23 protein-coding genes are annotated in these 17,501 nt (G+C 42.1%); 14 read left to right on the top strand and 9 right to left on the bottom strand.

The window, feature by feature from the left end; all coding sequences use genetic code 11:
- The first annotated feature begins 11 nt into the window (after positions 1 to 11).
- The gene (locus HFA01_RS18060) at positions 12 to 278 is read left to right on the top strand and encodes a phosphocarrier protein HPr (protein ID WP_089653809.1); all 267 of its coding nucleotides are present in this window, start codon (positions 12 to 14) and stop codon (positions 276 to 278) included.
- A 181-nt stretch (positions 279 to 459) separates the two neighbouring features.
- Here the strand turns inward: HFA01_RS18060 and HFA01_RS18055 are convergent, their stop codons facing one another.
- A complete protein-coding gene (locus HFA01_RS18055; protein ID WP_146818768.1) occupies positions 460 to 1,119 on the bottom strand; it encodes an SDR family NAD(P)-dependent oxidoreductase in 660 nt (219 codons plus the stop codon).
- Between the two features lie 90 nt (positions 1,120 to 1,209).
- On the opposite strand from HFA01_RS18055, the gene HFA01_RS18050 reads away from it, so the two are divergent.
- The gene (locus HFA01_RS18050; protein ID WP_146818767.1) at positions 1,210 to 1,551 is read left to right on the top strand and encodes a YfhH family protein; all 342 of its coding nucleotides are present in this window, start codon (positions 1,210 to 1,212) and stop codon (positions 1,549 to 1,551) included.
- Between the two features lie 33 nt (positions 1,552 to 1,584).
- Here HFA01_RS18050 and HFA01_RS18045 read toward each other — a convergent pair whose 3' ends face one another.
- Both HFA01_RS18045 and sspK read right to left on the bottom strand, forming a co-directional pair.
- On the bottom strand, positions 1,585 to 1,728 hold the full coding sequence (locus tag HFA01_RS18045) for a YpzG family protein (protein WP_146818766.1): 144 nt from the start codon (positions 1,726 to 1,728) through the stop codon (positions 1,585 to 1,587).
- Entirely contained in the window at positions 1,721 to 1,897 is a 177-nt protein-coding gene (sspK, locus tag HFA01_RS18040) for a small acid-soluble spore protein K (RefSeq protein WP_370632777.1), read from the bottom strand. The genes HFA01_RS18045 and sspK overlap by 8 nt, the downstream gene beginning before the upstream one ends.
- Before the next feature lie 108 nt (positions 1,898 to 2,005).
- Between sspK and HFA01_RS18035 the strand changes: the two genes are divergently transcribed.
- Positions 2,006 to 2,272, top strand: coding sequence for a YfhJ family protein (locus HFA01_RS18035; protein WP_146818765.1), 267 nt, complete (start codon positions 2,006 to 2,008; stop codon positions 2,270 to 2,272).
- A gap of 76 nt (positions 2,273 to 2,348) precedes the next feature.
- On the opposite strand, the gene HFA01_RS18030 is transcribed toward HFA01_RS18035, so the two are convergent.
- A complete protein-coding gene (locus tag HFA01_RS18030) occupies positions 2,349 to 3,338 on the bottom strand; it encodes a metal-dependent hydrolase (RefSeq protein ID WP_146818764.1) in 990 nt (329 codons plus the stop codon).
- Positions 3,339 to 3,402: 64 nt separating this feature from the next.
- On the opposite strand from HFA01_RS18030, the gene mutY reads away from it, so the two are divergent.
- Positions 3,403 to 4,491, top strand: coding sequence for an A/G-specific adenine glycosylase (mutY, locus tag HFA01_RS18025; protein ID WP_146818763.1), 1,089 nt, complete (start codon positions 3,403 to 3,405; stop codon positions 4,489 to 4,491).
- On the opposite strand, the gene yfhS is transcribed toward mutY, so the two are convergent.
- Positions 4,481 to 4,705: a mother cell protein YfhS gene (yfhS, locus tag HFA01_RS18020; RefSeq protein WP_089653794.1), complete on the bottom strand. Its 225-nt coding sequence runs from the start codon at positions 4,703 to 4,705 to the stop codon at positions 4,481 to 4,483. The two genes, mutY and yfhS, sit on opposite strands and share 11 nt — an antisense overlap.
- 263 nt (positions 4,706 to 4,968) lie before the next feature.
- Between yfhS and HFA01_RS18015 the strand changes: the two genes are divergently transcribed.
- The 4 genes from HFA01_RS18015 (at position 4,969) to HFA01_RS18000 (ending at position 9,297) form a co-directional block, all read left to right on the top strand.
- Positions 4,969 to 6,036, top strand: coding sequence for a C40 family peptidase (locus HFA01_RS18015; protein ID WP_146818762.1), 1,068 nt, complete (start codon positions 4,969 to 4,971; stop codon positions 6,034 to 6,036).
- Between the two features lie 109 nt (positions 6,037 to 6,145).
- The gene (locus HFA01_RS18010) at positions 6,146 to 6,322 is read left to right on the top strand and encodes a gamma-type small acid-soluble spore protein (protein WP_146818761.1); all 177 of its coding nucleotides are present in this window, start codon (positions 6,146 to 6,148) and stop codon (positions 6,320 to 6,322) included.
- A 605-nt stretch (positions 6,323 to 6,927) separates the two neighbouring features.
- On the top strand, positions 6,928 to 7,455 hold the full coding sequence (gene ntdP / locus HFA01_RS18005; RefSeq protein ID WP_089653788.1) for a nucleoside tri-diphosphate phosphatase: 528 nt from the start codon (positions 6,928 to 6,930) through the stop codon (positions 7,453 to 7,455).
- 69 nt (positions 7,456 to 7,524) lie between these two features.
- A complete protein-coding gene (locus tag HFA01_RS18000; protein WP_146818760.1) occupies positions 7,525 to 9,297 on the top strand; it encodes an ABC transporter ATP-binding protein in 1,773 nt (590 codons plus the stop codon).
- 87 nt (positions 9,298 to 9,384) lie between these two features.
- On the opposite strand, the gene HFA01_RS17995 is transcribed toward HFA01_RS18000, so the two are convergent.
- The 3 genes from HFA01_RS17995 to HFA01_RS17985 all read right to left on the bottom strand — a co-directional run bounded on the left by HFA01_RS17995 (position 9,385) and on the right by HFA01_RS17985 (position 12,364).
- Positions 9,385 to 10,452 (bottom strand): FUSC family protein, encoded by a 1,068-nt coding sequence (locus tag HFA01_RS17995; RefSeq protein WP_146818759.1) that lies wholly within the window; start codon positions 10,450 to 10,452, stop codon positions 9,385 to 9,387.
- 331 nt (positions 10,453 to 10,783) lie between these two features.
- Complete coding sequence (locus HFA01_RS17990) at positions 10,784 to 12,079, bottom strand: glutamate-1-semialdehyde 2,1-aminomutase (protein WP_146818758.1); 1,296 nt, start codon at positions 12,077 to 12,079, stop codon at positions 10,784 to 10,786.
- 198 nt (positions 12,080 to 12,277) lie between these two features.
- The gene (locus HFA01_RS17985; protein ID WP_085030712.1) at positions 12,278 to 12,364 is read right to left on the bottom strand and encodes a YjcZ family sporulation protein; all 87 of its coding nucleotides are present in this window, start codon (positions 12,362 to 12,364) and stop codon (positions 12,278 to 12,280) included.
- A gap of 189 nt (positions 12,365 to 12,553) precedes the next feature.
- Here HFA01_RS17985 and HFA01_RS17980 point away from each other — a divergent pair, with 189 nt between their 5' ends.
- From HFA01_RS17980 to perR, 5 genes are all read left to right on the top strand, one after another.
- Positions 12,554 to 12,964: a potassium channel family protein gene (locus HFA01_RS17980; RefSeq protein WP_146818757.1), complete on the top strand. Its 411-nt coding sequence runs from the start codon at positions 12,554 to 12,556 to the stop codon at positions 12,962 to 12,964.
- Between the two features lie 64 nt (positions 12,965 to 13,028).
- Entirely contained in the window at positions 13,029 to 13,499 is a 471-nt protein-coding gene (gene bcp / locus HFA01_RS17975; RefSeq protein ID WP_115823997.1) for a thioredoxin-dependent thiol peroxidase, read from the top strand.
- 79 nt (positions 13,500 to 13,578) lie between these two features.
- On the top strand, positions 13,579 to 14,532 hold the full coding sequence (locus HFA01_RS17970) for a D-2-hydroxyacid dehydrogenase (RefSeq protein WP_146818756.1): 954 nt from the start codon (positions 13,579 to 13,581) through the stop codon (positions 14,530 to 14,532).
- A gap of 2 nt (positions 14,533 to 14,534) precedes the next feature.
- Positions 14,535 to 15,092, top strand: coding sequence for a cob(I)yrinic acid a,c-diamide adenosyltransferase (locus tag HFA01_RS17965; protein ID WP_146818755.1), 558 nt, complete (start codon positions 14,535 to 14,537; stop codon positions 15,090 to 15,092).
- 122 nt (positions 15,093 to 15,214) lie between these two features.
- A complete protein-coding gene (gene perR / locus HFA01_RS17960; RefSeq protein ID WP_089653921.1) occupies positions 15,215 to 15,658 on the top strand; it encodes a peroxide-responsive transcriptional repressor PerR in 444 nt (147 codons plus the stop codon).
- A gap of 103 nt (positions 15,659 to 15,761) precedes the next feature.
- On the opposite strand, the gene HFA01_RS17955 is transcribed toward perR, so the two are convergent.
- The gene (locus tag HFA01_RS17955; RefSeq protein ID WP_146818754.1) at positions 15,762 to 16,136 is read right to left on the bottom strand and encodes a YgzB family protein; all 375 of its coding nucleotides are present in this window, start codon (positions 16,134 to 16,136) and stop codon (positions 15,762 to 15,764) included.
- 133 nt (positions 16,137 to 16,269) lie between these two features.
- On the opposite strand from HFA01_RS17955, the gene HFA01_RS17950 reads away from it, so the two are divergent.
- Positions 16,270 to 17,154, top strand: coding sequence for a nucleotidyltransferase-like protein (locus HFA01_RS17950; RefSeq protein ID WP_146818753.1), 885 nt, complete (start codon positions 16,270 to 16,272; stop codon positions 17,152 to 17,154).
- Positions 17,155 to 17,501: the final 347 nt, after the last annotated feature.

Raw genomic sequence — 17,501 nt, 5'->3', positions numbered from 1 at the left:
GAGAGTTAAACATGGCAGAACAAACAATGAAAATTACAGCAGCTGACGGTGTACACGCACGTCCAGCGACAGCACTTGTACAAGTAGCAGGAAAATACCAATCCGATGTAAACATCGAGTACAAAGGTAAATCTGTTAACATGAAGTCCATCATGGGTGTAATGTCCCTTGGAATTCCAAACGGAGCAGAAGTTACTTTCAAAGCGGAAGGTTCTGACGAAGCGGAAGCTGTAGAAGCTGTAGTAGCTAAAGCAAAAGAAGAAGGTCTTGGAGAGTAATCTCTTCAAGCATTAAAAAAGGGCTTGCCGTAATGGCAAGCCTTTTTTATTTACGTATTGAGATCGCGCCAAAGAGAGGGTTAAACGCGCGAAAGGAGAGCGAGTCGCGCTAAATAGCATACGAACCTGCACCAATAAAAAGAGTACCGTACGCGAAACAGTCGCACGATACTCAATTGAATTAACGATCAATGAAGATCTCGCTTCTACCGTCATCCTCTGCAAAGATTTGCTTAGCTACACCTTCTGGGCCTTTTAGTCTTTCTGGATTTCCCACATGGTCCGTTTCCCTCCAGAATGGGGTGTTCATCCCACCCATATACACGGCGGTCGCGGTCAATGAGGAGTCCTCCCATTCTTTGTACAGGCTCTCGGTAAATCCGCGTACAGCAAACTTACTTGCACAGTATATGCTTTCGTTCTTCTTCCCGCGTAAACCAGCGGTTGAGATGATGTTCAAAACACGTCCTTCGGTTGTTTCTAACATCGGAACGGCAAGCTGAGTAGTCAGAATCGTCCCTTTGACGTTTGTGTTGAGAAGTTGGTCTATATTTTCTTCGGTATAGGAGGAAAGTTCTCCGAAATGCCCAAGCCCAGCGTTGTTGATCAACACATGTAAGGAATCGATCTGTTTAACCGCTTCGCTGATCGATGATGGCTCCGTCACATCACAAATGAGAACCTTTGCTTCGCCGCCTTCTTTGATAATGTCGTTTTGAGTGATCTGGAGGTGCTCCGCCGTTCTTCCTGAGAGAAATACCTTATAATTGTTTTTTGCGTAAGTTAGGGCAAGAGCACGTCCCAAACCTGTTCCGGCTCCAGTAATCCAAACATTCTTCATCCTCATCTCTCCTTATCTGTGTTGCTTTATATTCATTGTGAACAAACCCTGCTAGAATGTAAAGAGAGCTTGAATAGAGGAGGTTACAATATGGAAAAAAGATATAGTGAATACACACAGGAAGAGTTGCGTTCTGAGATTGCCGAGTTGACGGAAAAAGCTCAAAAGGCGGAACAATTAGGAATGGTAAACGAATTTGCTGTTCACGAACGGAAAATCATTATGGCTAAATCATATATGATGAACCCGGATGATTTTAAAGCTGGGGAAACATTTGAAATTGATGGGGATCCGGAACATACGTTTTTTATTGAATATATGAATGGCGTGTTCGCTTGGGGTTCCAGGAAAACGATACAAGGTGAGAAGGCAAGCGTTGAGGAAGAAGCTTTGCCGATTTCTATGTTAGGAAACAAAGTGGATGAAAAATAAAGAAGCCGGGCACTTTTACGTGCCCGGTTAAGATTAGTTGCGTTTGCGCATTTGGATTTCTGTGATTTGGTCTGCTTGCGTTTGTTCTGTTTCCCCATTCACACGGCTGCTCAAATGTTTGATGCTGCGGTGTGAATAGTTAGCAGTGGCCTTTGATTTGAAATTACGTTTACCCATGGTAATTCCTCCCTACGTCGTTGACATCACGGTGTCTCGATCTAGCCGCTCTTTCCTGAGGTTTGCTATTGATCGTGCCGTCTGGACGCTTCGCGAGATATTCGCTTTGGTCATCCGGTGCGTGCGTCATTTTTACATTAGGGAAATTCTTTGCCTTATTACGCATCAGTAACCCTCCTCATAAGTCTCATGGAAGAGACAATATTAGTATGTACCTTCTTAGAGCCTGTATGTGTTACAATGGCACTGTAAACATTGCCAAATATGGAGTGGTCACATGAATGAAATTTACCAGCGTTTAGCTGAAAAATTATATGAGAAGAATCCGGAGCTAACGATAGGCGAAGCAAGGACATGGGTGGAACTTTTATGGGAAGATTTTGAATCCACACGAGCAAAGGCTGGTCATGATTACCAGGGGAAACAGGTGACTGAACAGATTGTTGTGCAGTGGATCCATCACTATGGGCCGAAACTTCATGAATTTGTTGCTACAAATCCAAAATACAAAAAGATGCTTGAGAAAAAAGGGTATCTTCATTAAAAAGGGCAGGATTTGAAAAGGAGCCTCTCATCATGAGAGACTCCTTCTTTATGTTTTCGTTGTGCCTATGATTCCTTCACATCGGACTTACTTTATTCTGAAGTTTTTCTTCTGTAAATACCCATCCCGTATAGGAGTTGAGGATTTTTAGTTTGTCTCCATGCTCATCATCTATTTGAGCTAATGCAACAAACGGGTAACGTCCCCGTGAGCGGTATCGAAGGTCAATGAACCTGACTTCTGTATATTCATCATAGTAGCTCATCTCATACCTGTAGACGGGAGAGAATGATAAAAACGCTTTGATGTTATGATCAGTCAATGCTTTTTGAACGACCGGATCATCATAATCAATCGGTTTATTGGTGAACGTATCAAGGATGGTTAAATGTCCGTTTTCAGCCCTTCCCACGTAATAATGAGTTGGCGTAGTAATGGCAATCCTCCATACGTTTTGTTTCATTGTGGGGGAAGTCGCTATTTGTTTGACATCCTTGATGTTTTCATGAATGAGACGAACAAGTTCTCTTTTGTCAAAGTACCTTTTCAAGTAATAGAGGGCGATAACAAAGTATAGGATCAGCCATAAAATTCCGGGTTCCGCGCCTAAATTCCATGCGACAATGCCCGCAATGTGCAAGGTGAAAATATAGGGATCGAAGGTATTGATGAACCCATAAGCGACCCATCTTTTTGTAATAGGACGATACGCTTGAGTCCCATAAGCATTAAATACATCTACGAATACATGCAGGATGACAGCAAGAAAAGTCCAAAGCCAAAGGTGTAAAAAGTTCACCTCAGGGGTGAATAAATAAATGATGCTGGGAATGCTGATCCCCCAGAGAATCACAGCAGGAATGGAATGTGTGATGCCGCGGTGGTGTCTGATGTAGACCGCATTGTTCCGTAATTTTAGTACCGTGTCTGAATCTGGCGCCTGGGATCCGATCATTGTTCCGATGAGAACTGCATTGAAAAGGTCAGGGTTTGCATTAACAACTGGATCAAGTGTAGCGAGTCCTCCTAATGCAACACCCATGACGACATGTGTGCCTGTATCCAAGTTCCATACCTCCTTTGGCAGGTCGGACGTTCCAACAGTAGTTTATCACGAAGGGTGAAGAACGATGAAAAGAACTGAAAGAGTAAATAATATTTTAAAAAACTTCGACAAGAAATCCTATAGGAAGGATTTAATTCATTGGTTTAAAGAAGAGCAGCGGATTCTCCCATGGCGGGAAAATCAAGATCCTTACCGTGTCTGGGTATCAGAAATTATGCTCCAACAAACACGTGTTGATACGGTCATTCCCTATTTTAATCATTTTATGGATAAATTTCCTACACCTGATGCTTTAGCTCAGGCAGATGAACAGGAAGTCTTGAAAGCGTGGGAGGGCTTAGGTTACTATTCCCGTGCGCGAAATTTGCAAAACGCTGTGAGAGAGGTTGTATCGGAATACGATGGAGTCGTTCCTGCTGATCCTGAAGAATTAGGCAGCCTCAAAGGCGTTGGCCCCTATACACGAGGGGCTATCTTAAGTATAGCCTATGATATACCTGACCCAGCGGTTGATGGGAATGTGATGAGGGTCTTATCAAGAATTCTTCGTGTTGAGGATGACATTAGCAAACAAAGTGCGAGGAAGCTTTTTGAAGAGCTTGTAAAAGAATTGATATCTGAAGAGGACCCTTCTTCTTTTAATCAGGGATTGATGGAACTCGGTGCCCTGGTTTGTACACCAAAAACTCCTTCCTGTATGCTGTGCCCTGTTCAAGAGCACTGTCGAGCTTTCGATGAAGGAGTGGAAACAGAGCTCCCAGTGAAAGCTTCTAAAAAGAAACAGAAGAAATCGCCATATTTGCTACTTCTCGTTCAAAATGAAAAGGGAGAGGTCCTGATCGAGCAAAGACCAGACACAGGTCTGCTCGCTTCCTTGTGGCAGTATCCGATGGTCCCTCTGGAAGACGTAGGTCAGGAAGCGGTCGAGAATTGGTTTTATGGTGAATATGGTTTGAAGGTTAAAGTAGGGGAATCTGTAAAACGCATCAAGCATGTATTTTCCCATCTGATATGGGAAATGGAAGTCATCAAGGTTACTGTGAAAGAAGGAACACTTGACCATGAACGTGCAACATTCATTGCACCTGAAAACATGGAAGACTTTCCATTTCCAGTGTCCCACCAGAAAGCCCACCCTTATATTAATCGATAACAGGATGAGTGCCGCTGGTCCAAGTAGCTTCTTGCTGCTCCAAACCCCCGCGGCGCTTAATTTCTTCATTAATTTCACGCAAAAGGGTAATTCCTTCTGAGTTCAAATACGGAGAAGATTGGGAAAGAGCATAATGAAAGTAACCAAGCTCTTTTTCCTGCCACTTTTGTTTCGGCTCCATAGATAAAGCAGATAAATCCCGTCCTACATACATAGACAGACCCTCCTTCGATCTTAATTTATGTCAAAAAATTGAGGTCATACATGATAAAAGTCCCCAATCTACTATGTAACAAACCTGTAAAGTAATTGTAACGAAAGGGGTTCCAGCCCTATATGACAATGTTCTTGGTCAAATGTAGGTATTTGTAGAAGTTTTGGAGTATTTACAAATTGTTGGCATTTGTGAATAATAGGACATAGGTTATTTGACCAAACAATTTAAACAATTATTACATAGGGGAGAGTAAGAATATAATGAATAAAAAGAAATTGGTAACGGCTGTCAGTGGAGCTTTGATTGGGGCATCTTTGTGGGGAACTTCTGTTTTTGCTGATGAATTGCATAAAGTGAAATCTGGGGATTCACTTTGGAAATTGAGTTATCAATATGACGGGTCTATTTCAGAAATCAAATCTTGGAATAATCTTAGTTCAAACACGATCTACGTCGGTCAATCTTTGATTGTTGAAAAAGATTCATCAGCTTCATCTCAATCCAATTCATCGTCTTCTTCAAGCTCTAACAGTACATATACTGTAAAGTCTGGAGATTCCTTATGGCTAATCGCTAATCGTCACGATATGTCTGTTTCAAAACTGAAGAGTCTTAACAATTTGTCTAGTAACGTTATTCATCCTGGTCAAGAGCTTTCGGTTTCAGGGAGTGCGTCAAGCTCCAGCAGTAACACAAGTACTTCAAGTGACAGTTCCAGTTCTTCACAATCCACAAGTACTTACACGGTCCAAAGTGGGGATTCCTTGTGGTTGATTGCGAACAATCATGGAACTTCTGTTTCAAATTTGAAGAGTCTTAATGGCCTTTCTGGAAATGTCATCTATGTAGGTCAAAAGTTGAAAGTAAGTGGAGAACCTACATCTTCTGGGTCTTCTTCCGATTCATCGGGCTCTAGTCATACTTCTACCACGGATTCATCTTCTTCAAACTCAGGATTTGTAGATGGATTAATCCAAGAAGCTAAAAAGCACATTGGTACTCCGTATCAGTGGGCGGGTACTTCTCCTGCAGGATTTGATTGCAGTGGTTTCCTTCAATACGTATTTGCTCAGGAAGGTGTAAGTATCCCACGTACGGTTGCATCGATCTATGCAGATAGCAGAATGGATTCCGTAAGTGGCTCAAATCGTCAGGTTGGAGATCTTGTGTTTTTCGAAACTTATAAGCCAGGTGCATCCCATGCCGGGATTTATGTAGGGAATAACAGCTTCATCCACACTGGATCTACAAATGGTGTTGAAATTAGTTCATTGTCCAGTAACTACTGGAGTCAACGCTATATCGGTACGAAAAGATTATCTCATTAATATTTTAAGCCGCTCCGATTGGGGCGGTTTTTTTTCTATAAAAATTTTTTATTTTTTGGAATGAAACAACCACCTCCTGTACACAATAATTTTTGCGGAGGTGATAAACATGGCTAAGCAACCGAAACAAAACAAAACAGCAGCTGGTACAGACGTTAACCACGTGAAACAACAAAACCAACAAGCTGCACAAGGGAAATCCCAATACGGCGCTGAATTCGCTCAACAAACTGATCCTCAGCACGTACAGCAGCAGAACCAAAAATCTCAGGCTAAGAAAAAATAACCTGAGTGGTTGGTAGGTTGGCCAGGCTGCCTTTTAGCCTGTATCAATCCCCCGATTGAAGAAGTCGCCCCTTTTGTGGGCGGCTTCTTTTATTTACATACCTTTATCATGTTATTCAACCATTCGGCAGGATTGGCTCGATTTCGAGGTGTTTGTGTGGATTTAGGGGCTCCGGGAAAAGGTTCGCTTTCCGTGGGCGAGTGATGAGCCTCCTCGAGCTAACGCTCTTCGGGGTCTCATCTACCACGCACTTCCCACAGGAGTCTCACCGTTTCCCTCCGCCCCTTTGCCATATGAGGTTCTCGAAATCACTCTTATAGTACCTTGCCTAAAACTGTTTTAAGTCCTGCTTAGACCGCGTTGATATAGGACTCTCAATCATAAAACTCCTATTGCTGGAAGGTAGTTTCGAGAGTTGCTTCCGACCCCTTCCACTCAACCAAAATCTCGAAACTGAGTATTCCACAATTGGAAGGTATTCTGGAATAGAGCGGGGGAGGGTTGATTGAATACTCCTGTCTCTGGTCCAATTGTTTTCAATCCACTTCATTTGTCGTTATAATAGGTAGAAGGTGAAATGGAATAGAAAGGGAAGGGGGGATTGTATGCCCGGCCCAGAAGCAGGTAAACGGATCGAAATCCAGAGCTATAAGCACAATGGGCAGTTACACCGAGTTTGGGATAGTACCACGATATTGAAAGGGACAAGACATGTGATCATCGGAGCCAATGACCGTACGGAAGTAACAGAAAGTGATGGCAGAAGATGGATCACCAGAGAACCGGCCATCTGTTATTTCCACTCTAAATATTGGTTCAACATTATCGGTATGTTAAGGAATGATGGAGTCTATTATTACTGCAATATTAGTTCTCCCTTCGTTTACGAAGATGAGACCATCAAATATATTGATTATGACCTGGATGTGAAAATTTTCCCTGATATGACCTATAAAATACTCGATGAAGACGAATATGAAATTCATAAAAAACGGATGAACTATCCACATGTGCTGGATCGCATCCTTTATAACAACATCGATATTTTAATCAGGTGGATTCGTCAGCGGAAAGGACCGTTTTCTCCGGAATTCATCGATCAGTGGTATGAAAGGTATTTAACGTATAGATAATGACTGATTGCGCACTTATAAAAAGTGCGCTTCGTTGTTGTTTGAAAGGTTTAGAAAGAAGGTGTTGGTTTGGACAGTATAAAAAGGTATTTACGATTTGTGCAGCCTTACAAAGGGAAAATTATCCTCACTGTACTTATAGGAATCGTTAAATTTTCTATCCCTTTGTTAATGCCGCTAATTATTAAGTATGTCATTGATCATATTATCAACGCTGAAGATATGACGCAGGCCGAACGATTGGATCAGTTGTTCCTCATTTTAGGTGGAGCGTTTCTCATCTTCCTCATCTTGCGCCCGCCTATCGAATACATCAGGCAATACTTGGCGCAATGGATTGGGAGTCATATCTTATATGATATTAGGGAAAAGCTTTTCGATCATATCCAACGTTTGAGTTTACGCTTTTATTCTAGAACGAAAACAGGGGAAATTATCTCCCGAGTTATTCATGATGTGGAGCAGACGAAAACGTTTGTCATTACAGGTCTCATGAACATATGGCTGGATATGATTACGATTGTGATTGCGATCATTATCATGTTAACGATGGATCCATGGCTGACACTGGTATCCATTGCGTTGTTCCCTTTCTATGGATTTGCAGTCAAGTATTTTTATGCGCGATTACGGAAGCTTACCCGTGATCGTTCACAGGCTCTCGCAGAAGTACAGGGGCATTTGCACGAACGGGTTCAAGGGGTTCCTGTAACGAGAAGTTTTGCTCTTGAGGATCATGAACAGGAACAGTTTGGTGCGAAAAATAAGAACTTCCTGGATAAAGCGATCACTCATACAAATTGGAACGCCTACACCTATTCAGTGACCAATACGATTACAGATCTAGCTCCTTTATTAGTTATTGCTTTTGCAGGGTATCAAGTGATCACAGGTTCCCTGACTATCGGTACAATGGTTGCTTTTGTCGGCTATATGGATCGGGTGTATAATCCACTTCGGCGTCTCGTCAATTCAGCGACCGTGCTTACTCAATCCATCGCTTCTATGGATCGTGTTTTTGAATTCGTGGATGAAAAATACGATATTGTGGATAAACCGGGGGCAAAGAAAATGGAACATGTGAGAGGGGATGTCAAAATAGAAGGTGTCTCCTTTAAATATGATGAAGAAGATCCGCTTGTCCTTAAAAACGTAGATTTGGATATTAAGCAGGGAGAGACCATCGCATTTGTCGGCATGAGTGGGGGCGGAAAGTCGACGCTGATTAGCTTGATCCCTCGATTCTACGATGTCACTGCAGGTCGAATCTCTATTGATGGTACAGATATTAGAGACTTCGAGGCCAGATCTCTCAGGGATAACATCGGGATGGTGCTTCAGGATAATATTCTCTTTAGTGAATCCATTGCCATGAATATAAGAATGGGAAACCCGGATGCTACCGATGAACAGATGATCGAGGCTGCTAAAGCCGCTAATGCCCACGAATTCATTATGGAGCTTCCGAATGGTTATGACACATTAGTCGGTGAAAGAGGAGTGAAATTATCTGGGGGTCAAAAGCAAAGAGTCGCAATAGCTCGGGTATTCTTGAAAAACCCTCCACTTCTCGTTTTAGATGAAGCGACTTCTGCGCTGGACTTGGAAAGTGAGCACCTTATTCAAAATGCTCTTGAACGCTTAGCTTCTGAACGGACCACATTTATCGTAGCCCATAGACTTTCTACGATCACTCATGCGGATCGGATTGTTCACATCGAGAATGGTGAAATTGTAGAGGTCGGCTCTCATCAGGAGTTAATGAAGAAGAAGGGGCATTATTATGACCTGTACCAAGTGCAGGAACTGGATGACCATAAACAAGAATATATGGGGACGTAACCTATAGCTCAAGGTTTTATACCTTGAGCTATTTTTTTTGCAGGAGATATAAGAAGCCGAGTATGTTTGACATACTCGGCTTTGGTTTTATTTTTCTGAGGTTTGGATAAAATCATCCTGATGATGTGCCTGGTAACTTTTGAGTAACTTCTTGAGTCGCTCCAACTGATAATGATACTCCATCAGTTGCGAGGCAAGGGGAAGGAAGACCAGTTTATCAGGATTGTTGCTTTCTTGGTAAACGCTCATCAGTCGTTCAACGAGCAAAGGGATGTCAGGTTCTTCTATCCGTCTTAACGATTGTTTATGCGTGTTCTTAATACGGCCTTTAAGACTCAGGATTAATTTCTCATGCGCGTTGATCAGTTTATCAAGTTCTTGGACCACAGCATCTTGAAATTGTTCTGGAATTTGTTCAATTTTATGTTCTAATCTGTAAAAAGCTTTCAGCACATCGAAAGACTTTTTAGTTGTTGTTATCAACTGGCGGAAAAGGACCATTTTTCTTCCTTTAGAAAAGTGGCTCCCTTTAAAGTACGTTCTTTCTTCTGAATAGAGAAGATAGGTATGGTCAACCCAACGCATATCATCCTGTATTCTTGTAATTTCATATTTTAGAGCTGGTTCATCGGATAAATTTCTTGTTGTCACTCTCAGCCATTGCAATATATCATTGGTCGCACGGTCAATTTTCGTGAATAGCCTTGTTTCATAACGTGGTGGAAGAAAAACAAGATTGACGATAAATGCCGCGAGAATTCCGAGCAGCATGGAAGTGAACCTGGAACCTGCGAAATATAAAAACGTTTGATCCGTCGAGTCCATCAGGGCAATGACAGCAACAACCGCTAGAGCAATCGTGTTTTCGTTCATTTTTAATGTCGTTGTCAATCCAATGACAAGAATGATTGCAAACCCTACGATGAACGGGTCGTTGCCGAGAGTGAAGACGGCAACGATGGCAATCAACGCACCGATTGTATTGCCTTGTACTTGCTCGATGATGGATTGATAAGATCGATAAATGGAAGGTTGAATGGAAAAGACGACAGCGATCGCAGCGAGTAGGGGAGAGATGAAACCGATCAAATGACCGATATAAAGGGCAATCCCTACAGCTAATCCTGTCTTCATCATACGTGCGCCTAATTTCATGGAAGACATCATCCTTTAACCGTAAAAATATCTTATGAACGAAAAACTGTTCACAAGAGACTTTCATAATGAAAAGCCGGATGCTCCCATTATACATTATTTCATATGAAGGAGAACAAAAGAAAAAGCTTATGCGTCATCCGCATAAGCCAAAGGGGAACCAGCCAAAGCTGGAACCTATGAAAAGGGAAAGAAATGAAACAAAGATCATAATTCGTGGGAATATTCAGAATTATGTATATATAATAGCATGAACATTTTATATAATCAACTAAATATTCAGAAAAAAGAAGTAAAAAAATCTCCCCTGGGATCCAGGGGAGATGGGGATTTAATCATTGGCCATGGTCCGGAACGTTTTCTCGACGGCTGTTAATGTTTGATCGATATCTTCGTCCGTATGAGCCGTGGTCAGGAACCAAGCTTCATATTTTGATGGGGCGAGATTAATCCCTTCAGCAAGCATCAGCTTGAAGAAGCGAGCAAATTGTTCCCCATCCGTATTTTCTGCCTGTTCATAGTTTTCGACTTTTTCATCTGTGAAATATACGGTCAGTGCGCCTTTCAAGCGGTTGATTTGAATTTGGATTCCGTGTTCTTCGGCACGTTCCAAAATGCCTTTTTCCAAACGGCTTCCGAGCCGGTCCATTTCTTCATACACTCCTTGTTCTTGAAGCACTTCAAGACATGCGATGCCTGCAGACATGGAAGCGGGATTTCCTGCCATCGTCCCTGCCTGGTAAGCAGGCCCTAATGGAGCGACTTGTTCCATAATGTCTGCGCGTCCGCCGTAAGCGCCAATTGGAAGGCCGCCTCCGATGATTTTACCCATAGCTGTCATATCCGGCTCTATATCCAAGAGCTGCTGAGCGCTTCCGTATGTAAAACGAAAAGCAGTAATGACTTCATCATAAATGACTAAAGCTCCGGCATCGTGAGTCAGTTTATTCACTTCTTGGAGGAAACCTGGTTTAGGTTCAACGATTCCGAAGTTCCCTACAATTGGTTCAACAAGCACACCCGCAATTTCGTCCCCGAATTTCTCAATCGCTTGTTTAAACGGCTCGATATCATTAAAAGGTACGGTGATGACATCCTGTGCAATTGATGCAGGTACACCTGCAGAATCTGGTGTCCCTAGGGTCGCTGGACCAGAGCCCGCAGCAACGAGGACCAAATCAGAATGGCCGTGATAACACCCGGCGAATTTAATGATTTTGTTTCTGCCGGTATAAGCACGGGCAACTCGAATGGTCGTCATGACTGCTTCTGTGCCTGAATTGACGAACCTTACTTTATCCAACGAAGGTATGGCTTCTTTCAGCATTTTCGCAAAGCGGTTTTCGAGGACGGTCGGTGTTCCGTAAAGCACACCGTTCTGCGCAGCTTTGGTTATGGCTTCTGTGATATGCGGGTGAGCATGTCCTGTGATAATCGGGCCATAGGCTCCTAAGTAATCGATATACTCATTTCCGTCGACATCATAGAAACGGGATCCTTCTGCCCGGTCCATATAAACAGGAGTTCCACCGCCTACGCCTTTATACGCGCGGGATGGAGAGTTGACGCCTCCGACGATATGTTCTTTTGCTTCTTTATATAAGTGTTCCGATTGATTGAAATGCATTATTTACCTCCTAAACAATCCTTATCACAGTTTATTGTAGCATGCTTGTCCATCCTGAATCACAAAGGGGCTTCCCGGATCATGGACCCGGAAAGCACCCTTTGAAAGGTTCCTTCACTCTAGAGCGTTGAAACAGTAGTCCGATCGATTACGAGGAAAGTTACACTGAGCGCACATAGGGCTCAGTGCGAGCTGTTCTTAGTATAGGAATGCTGCACCAACGATGATTAGAAGGATGAAAAGAACAACGATTAGCGCAAAGCCTCCGCCATATCCGTAACCCATTCACAATTCCCCCTTTCCATTGTTTACTGTATCTTATGCAGACTTCAATTCGCGGGCTGTGCGTTCGCCCGGTTTTGTCTGAAAAATGGACCTTCAACCAATTCAAGCGGTAATGGCAGGGTATAAAAGCACGCTGGCATTCATATGAACAAGTAGGGCTTGTTTACTCGTTTAAAAAGGGGCTTACCTATGATTACAATCATTATTTCTACACTTTCCCTAGCACTGATTGGAGTGAGTCTCCGACAGATTTTTCACTCTCTTGAATTTGAACACAAAATATTTTCTGTTCAACTCTTTGTATCCGTCATGTTGTTATATACGATTGTAATGGTTGGATTTGGAATTATCTATGCTGCCCTGATCCTCCAAGGAATAGAAGTTTACAAGGCAGACGTACCGTTTATCGATGATAATTGGACACACGATATGATAAGAAGTGTGTACTTCAGTGGTGTGACCTTATTTACTGTCGGATATGGAGATTTAACCCCTGTGGGAATTGGAAAATGGATTGCGATCATCGAGGCGATGGTGGGGTACACGTTACCGGCTGCCCTTGTTGCAAAAGTATGGTTAAAGCATAAAGAAGGAAGCTGAAGTTGGAAGTTTGTCTATTTTTAAGGTAACCTAAGTGGTAGAAACCATTTAGGAGGGTCTTACCATGACAGTTGAAAAAGGAAAACAAGTACAAGATTTCACATTACCTGCAAACAGCGGCGAATCCGTATCCCTTTCTGATTATAAGGGGAAGAACGTAGTCCTTTATTTTTACCCTAAAGACATGACTCCTGGTTGCACGACAGAGGCTTGTGATTTCCGTGATCACCATGAAAGCTTCGAAGATCTGGATGCCGTCATCTTAGGTGTTAGTCCTGATCCAGTCGAATCTCATGAAAAATTCATCAACAAGCATGATCTTCCATTCCTTCTGCTTGCAGATGAAGATCATCAAGTGGCTGAACAGTTTGGTGTTTGGAAACTGAAGAAGAACTTTGGTAAAGAATATTATGGCATTGAACGTTCCACCTTTATCATTGATAAAGAAGGGAACCTTGCTGAAGAGTACCGGAAAGTTAAAGTTCAAGGACACGTCGAGTCAGCTCTAGAGTATATCAGAGAAAACTTATCGTAAAATCAACCGAACCATAGTCTACAAGTGACTATGGTTTCTTTATCGTCTAATATAGAAGAAAAGGTAAGGAGTTGATTTTATGAAGATTGTTTCTGCCATAAAAAGAGTCCCTGATGAAATCCAACTGAGGCTTCAAACACGTTTTCCTGAGGCAGTCTTTATTTTCTGCTATGGGATGGGGGAAGCTAAATATTACCTTGAGGAAGCGGATGTCTTCATTACATACGGAGAGGACTTGGATAGAGAAAAGATTCAATCAGCCAAGAAGCTGAAATGGATCATGGTCTTATCTGCAGGAATGGATAAAATGCCCTTTGATGAAATTGCTAAGAGGGATATCCTTGTGACGAATGTAAGGGGCATTCATGCACAACCTATGGCAGAGTATGCGATTTCCATGTTGCTGCAAGTTTCTCGTAAAGCGAAGACTCTCATCCAACAAGAAGAGAAAGCAGAATGGAGCCGCCGTCCCGTCATGAATGAAATAAGCGGACGTACAATGGTTCTCCTTGGAACAGGAGCTATTCAGCAAGAAGTTGCTCGTTTAGCAAAAGCCTTTCAAATGAAAACGATTGGTGTATCGAAGTCAGGGAAAAAGAAGCCGCATTTCGACCAGACTTTCCCGGTGCAACAATTGGACCTTGTCCTTCCTCTTGCTGATTTCGTTGTGGCTGCGCTTCCGAGTACTCCGGGCACTAGATATTTACTTGAGGAGAAACACTTTAAAGAAATGCCTAAGCGCTCTATCTTTCTAAATATGGGAAGAGGGGACTTAGTTTCAACGGAAGTGATTCTAAATGCGGTGCGTCAAAAAGAAATTTCACACGCTGTGCTTGATGTCTTTGAGGAGGAACCCTTACCTGAAGACCACCCGCTGTGGCGGGAAGAAAATGTAACGGTAACACCTCACTTATCAGGAATCTCCCCTCAGTATGTTCCAAGAGGGTTTGATCTCTTTGAAAAGAATCTGTCTGTTTTCATAAGTGGAGAAGGAGAACTAAGAAATATTATTGATCCAAAACGGGGGTATTAAGGATGAGGATTTATACACGTTCAGGGGATAAAGGAAAAACTTCTTTAATATATGGTCAACGAGTAGCTAAAAATGATATCCGGGTAGAGGCTTATGGTACATGTGATGAAGCGAACTCAATGATTGGTCTTGCTCTCAGCCACTTGAATCATGAAGATTGGACGGATAAGGAAGCTTTTTTACAAACCTTCCAGAAAATCCAGACGGTCTTGTTCCATGTAGGGGCGGAACTTGCTACACCTAAAGGGAAAGATGTCATGTGGAAACTGAAAAAGGAGCATATTGATGAGTTGGAAAAACAAATTGATGAATGGGATCAGTCCCTTGATCCTCTGAAGAATTTCATTTTACCTTCCGGTCATCAGGCATCTGCTGCTCTTCACCTTGCACGTACGGTGGTTCGCAGGGCAGAAAGGATAACAGTGGCTTTAGAAGACGAATTGGATAACCAGTTAGTCGTGTCCTATTTGAATCGACTGTCAGATTTTCTCTTCGTAGCGGCTCGTTTTGTGAATCATCAACTTGGAGGAACAGAAACACCTCTAGATCCGGATGTATGAGAGACCAACTTTTTGAGTAGTGCTTTATATTGACAATTCCTTAATGGAAAGGTTACACTAATTGTAAGGATTCTAATTTAATAATATTATAAATCAAGAATCAGTTTATGAAAGCGAGGTGCATGACCGTGTCAGACCATCGACTCCAGGATGCCATTGATACACTGAAAGGCTCTGGTGTACGAATTACTCCACAGCGTCATGCGGTGCTTGAATACCTGCTGAATTCTATGACTCACCCAACAGCTGATGAAATTTATAAAGCTTTAGAAAGTAAATTTCCGAATATGAGTGTAGCCACCGTTTATAACAATCTCCGTGTGTTCAGAGAAATTGGACTCGTACGGGAGCTTACTTACGGTGATTCTTCAAGCCGCTTTGATTGTAATACAAGCGATCACTATCACGCGATTTGCGAATCATGCGGTAAAATCGTTGACTTCCACTATCCAAGTTTGAACGAAGTGGAATCATTAGCTGAACAGGTGACTGGATTTAATGTAAGTCATCATCGCATGGAAGTTTATGGAACGTGCACAGAATGCCAATCGAATAACGCTCACTAAAACTGGAAGCGCTAGGCTTTCAGTTTTTTATTGTTGAACAATAAAAGAAAAGCTCCACTGCATTTGCAGTGGAGCTTTTTGATTGAAGTCGCTTAGCCGTTCATTATTGCTGGCCTTGCGTTTCCTTCTGATACCGTTTTTTATTGTATTTCTCATCAAAATCTTTTCCTTCTAAAGACTTGTCCATCGTCAGAGGCTGATCGCAATGCATGCAAGCATCCACGCGTCCTAACATCTTGGTCGGTTTTTCACAGGATGGACAAACGATCTGTATGGTTTTCGTTGAAAGCATTCCGATCCAGAAGTAAACGACTGTACTGAGACCGACGAAACCCACGCCCAATATCATGAATGTAGCCATTGCCCACATCGTATCTTTGAATAACAACCCGATGTACATTACGCCTATGCCAAGGAAAATTAGCCAGAAAGCAAAGGAACGAATCTTGTTGATTTTGCTACTGTATTTTAACGCCACTCAGGGTCCCTCCTTACTATCTACCACGTAGTATAGCATATTTTCTTTAGGCAAATATAATAGGAAAAAAGGATTTTGCCTAAACATAGCGAATAAACACAAAGAAAGGGAAATTGAATGTGGGGGAAAGAATATGGAAGATCTATTACGCCCGATTTACCAAGAAAAAGCCAGTCAAAGTAACACGCTGGGCATTCTTATATTAGAAAAGAAGAAACCGATTAGTCCTGTAACAGATAATTTTGATGTCATTCTATTCATTATTGTCCGGGACGCGGAAGAATTATGGTATGTAAAACATTATGAATTTGAAAATAAATCAGCAGCGATGCACATCGTGGATGAAAAGCTTCTTCAGCACTGGATCGATACAAGTTCATATCGTCGAGCCGTGGAATGGGTCATTAACGGAAACATCATTTTTGAGAGAAATGAGTATCTAACGACTCTGAAGGAACATTTGCGGGAATTCCCTCAACAAACCCGCAACTTAAAGAAAGCGATTGAGTTTGCGAAGTTGATTCGTAGTTACAGCGAATCCAAGGACTTGTATGATTCCGAGCAGTACTTGGATTCTTACAGTCGGATGGTCAACTCTCTTCATTATCTAGCGAGGCTATCCATTATTGAAAAAGGGTTCCACCCAGAAGTGACGGTCTGGAACCAAGTGAAGCGAATTGAACCAGAAATCTATAAACTTTACCAGGAACTCATTGAAAGTGGTGAACCTACAGATAAAAGAATACAATTAATGATCTTAGCTGTTGAGCACTCGATTAGTAAGAGATCAAGGGCGAGTGCTCAGCATTTGCTGCAACTCATGAGTGAAAGAGAGGAGCCGTGGTCTTTTGGAGAACTAAAAGTGCATCCTGAAATTCAAGAATACATTTTGGACTTATCCTCGATGATTGAATATCTTGTAGATCATGATGTCATTGAAGTTGTACCTCAAGATACAAAAGGACCACAAATATTCCATAGACGATATAAGCCTGTCGACAAATTTGTAGATCAGTGAGTAAGGCCCTTCTTCTGAGATTGAAACAGGAGAGGGGATTTTTTTATAAAAAGTTATTGACGGGATAATTCACACCGTGCTATATTAATAAGCGTCGCATTAAGAGAGCGGCAACGAGCTAAATAAAATCATGAAAAAAGTTGTTGACACTAAACGACAGACATGATAAATTATTACTTGTCGCATTAAGAGAGCGGCAAGCCGCGAAGGGCTCACAAAAAATAAATCACAAAAAGTTGTTGACACAAACGACTGTACATGATATATTAGTTGAGTCGCTGTTTTGAAGCGGCAAACAAAACATTGATCTTTGAAAACTGAACGAACCAACCAGTACGTCAAAAAAA

Origin of the sequence: Halobacillus faecis (assembly GCF_007991335.1) — a bacterium.
Taxonomy (GTDB): Bacteria; Bacillota; Bacilli; order Bacillales; family Halobacillaceae; genus Halobacillus; species Halobacillus faecis.
This window is presented reverse-complemented; position numbering and strand designations above follow the sequence as displayed.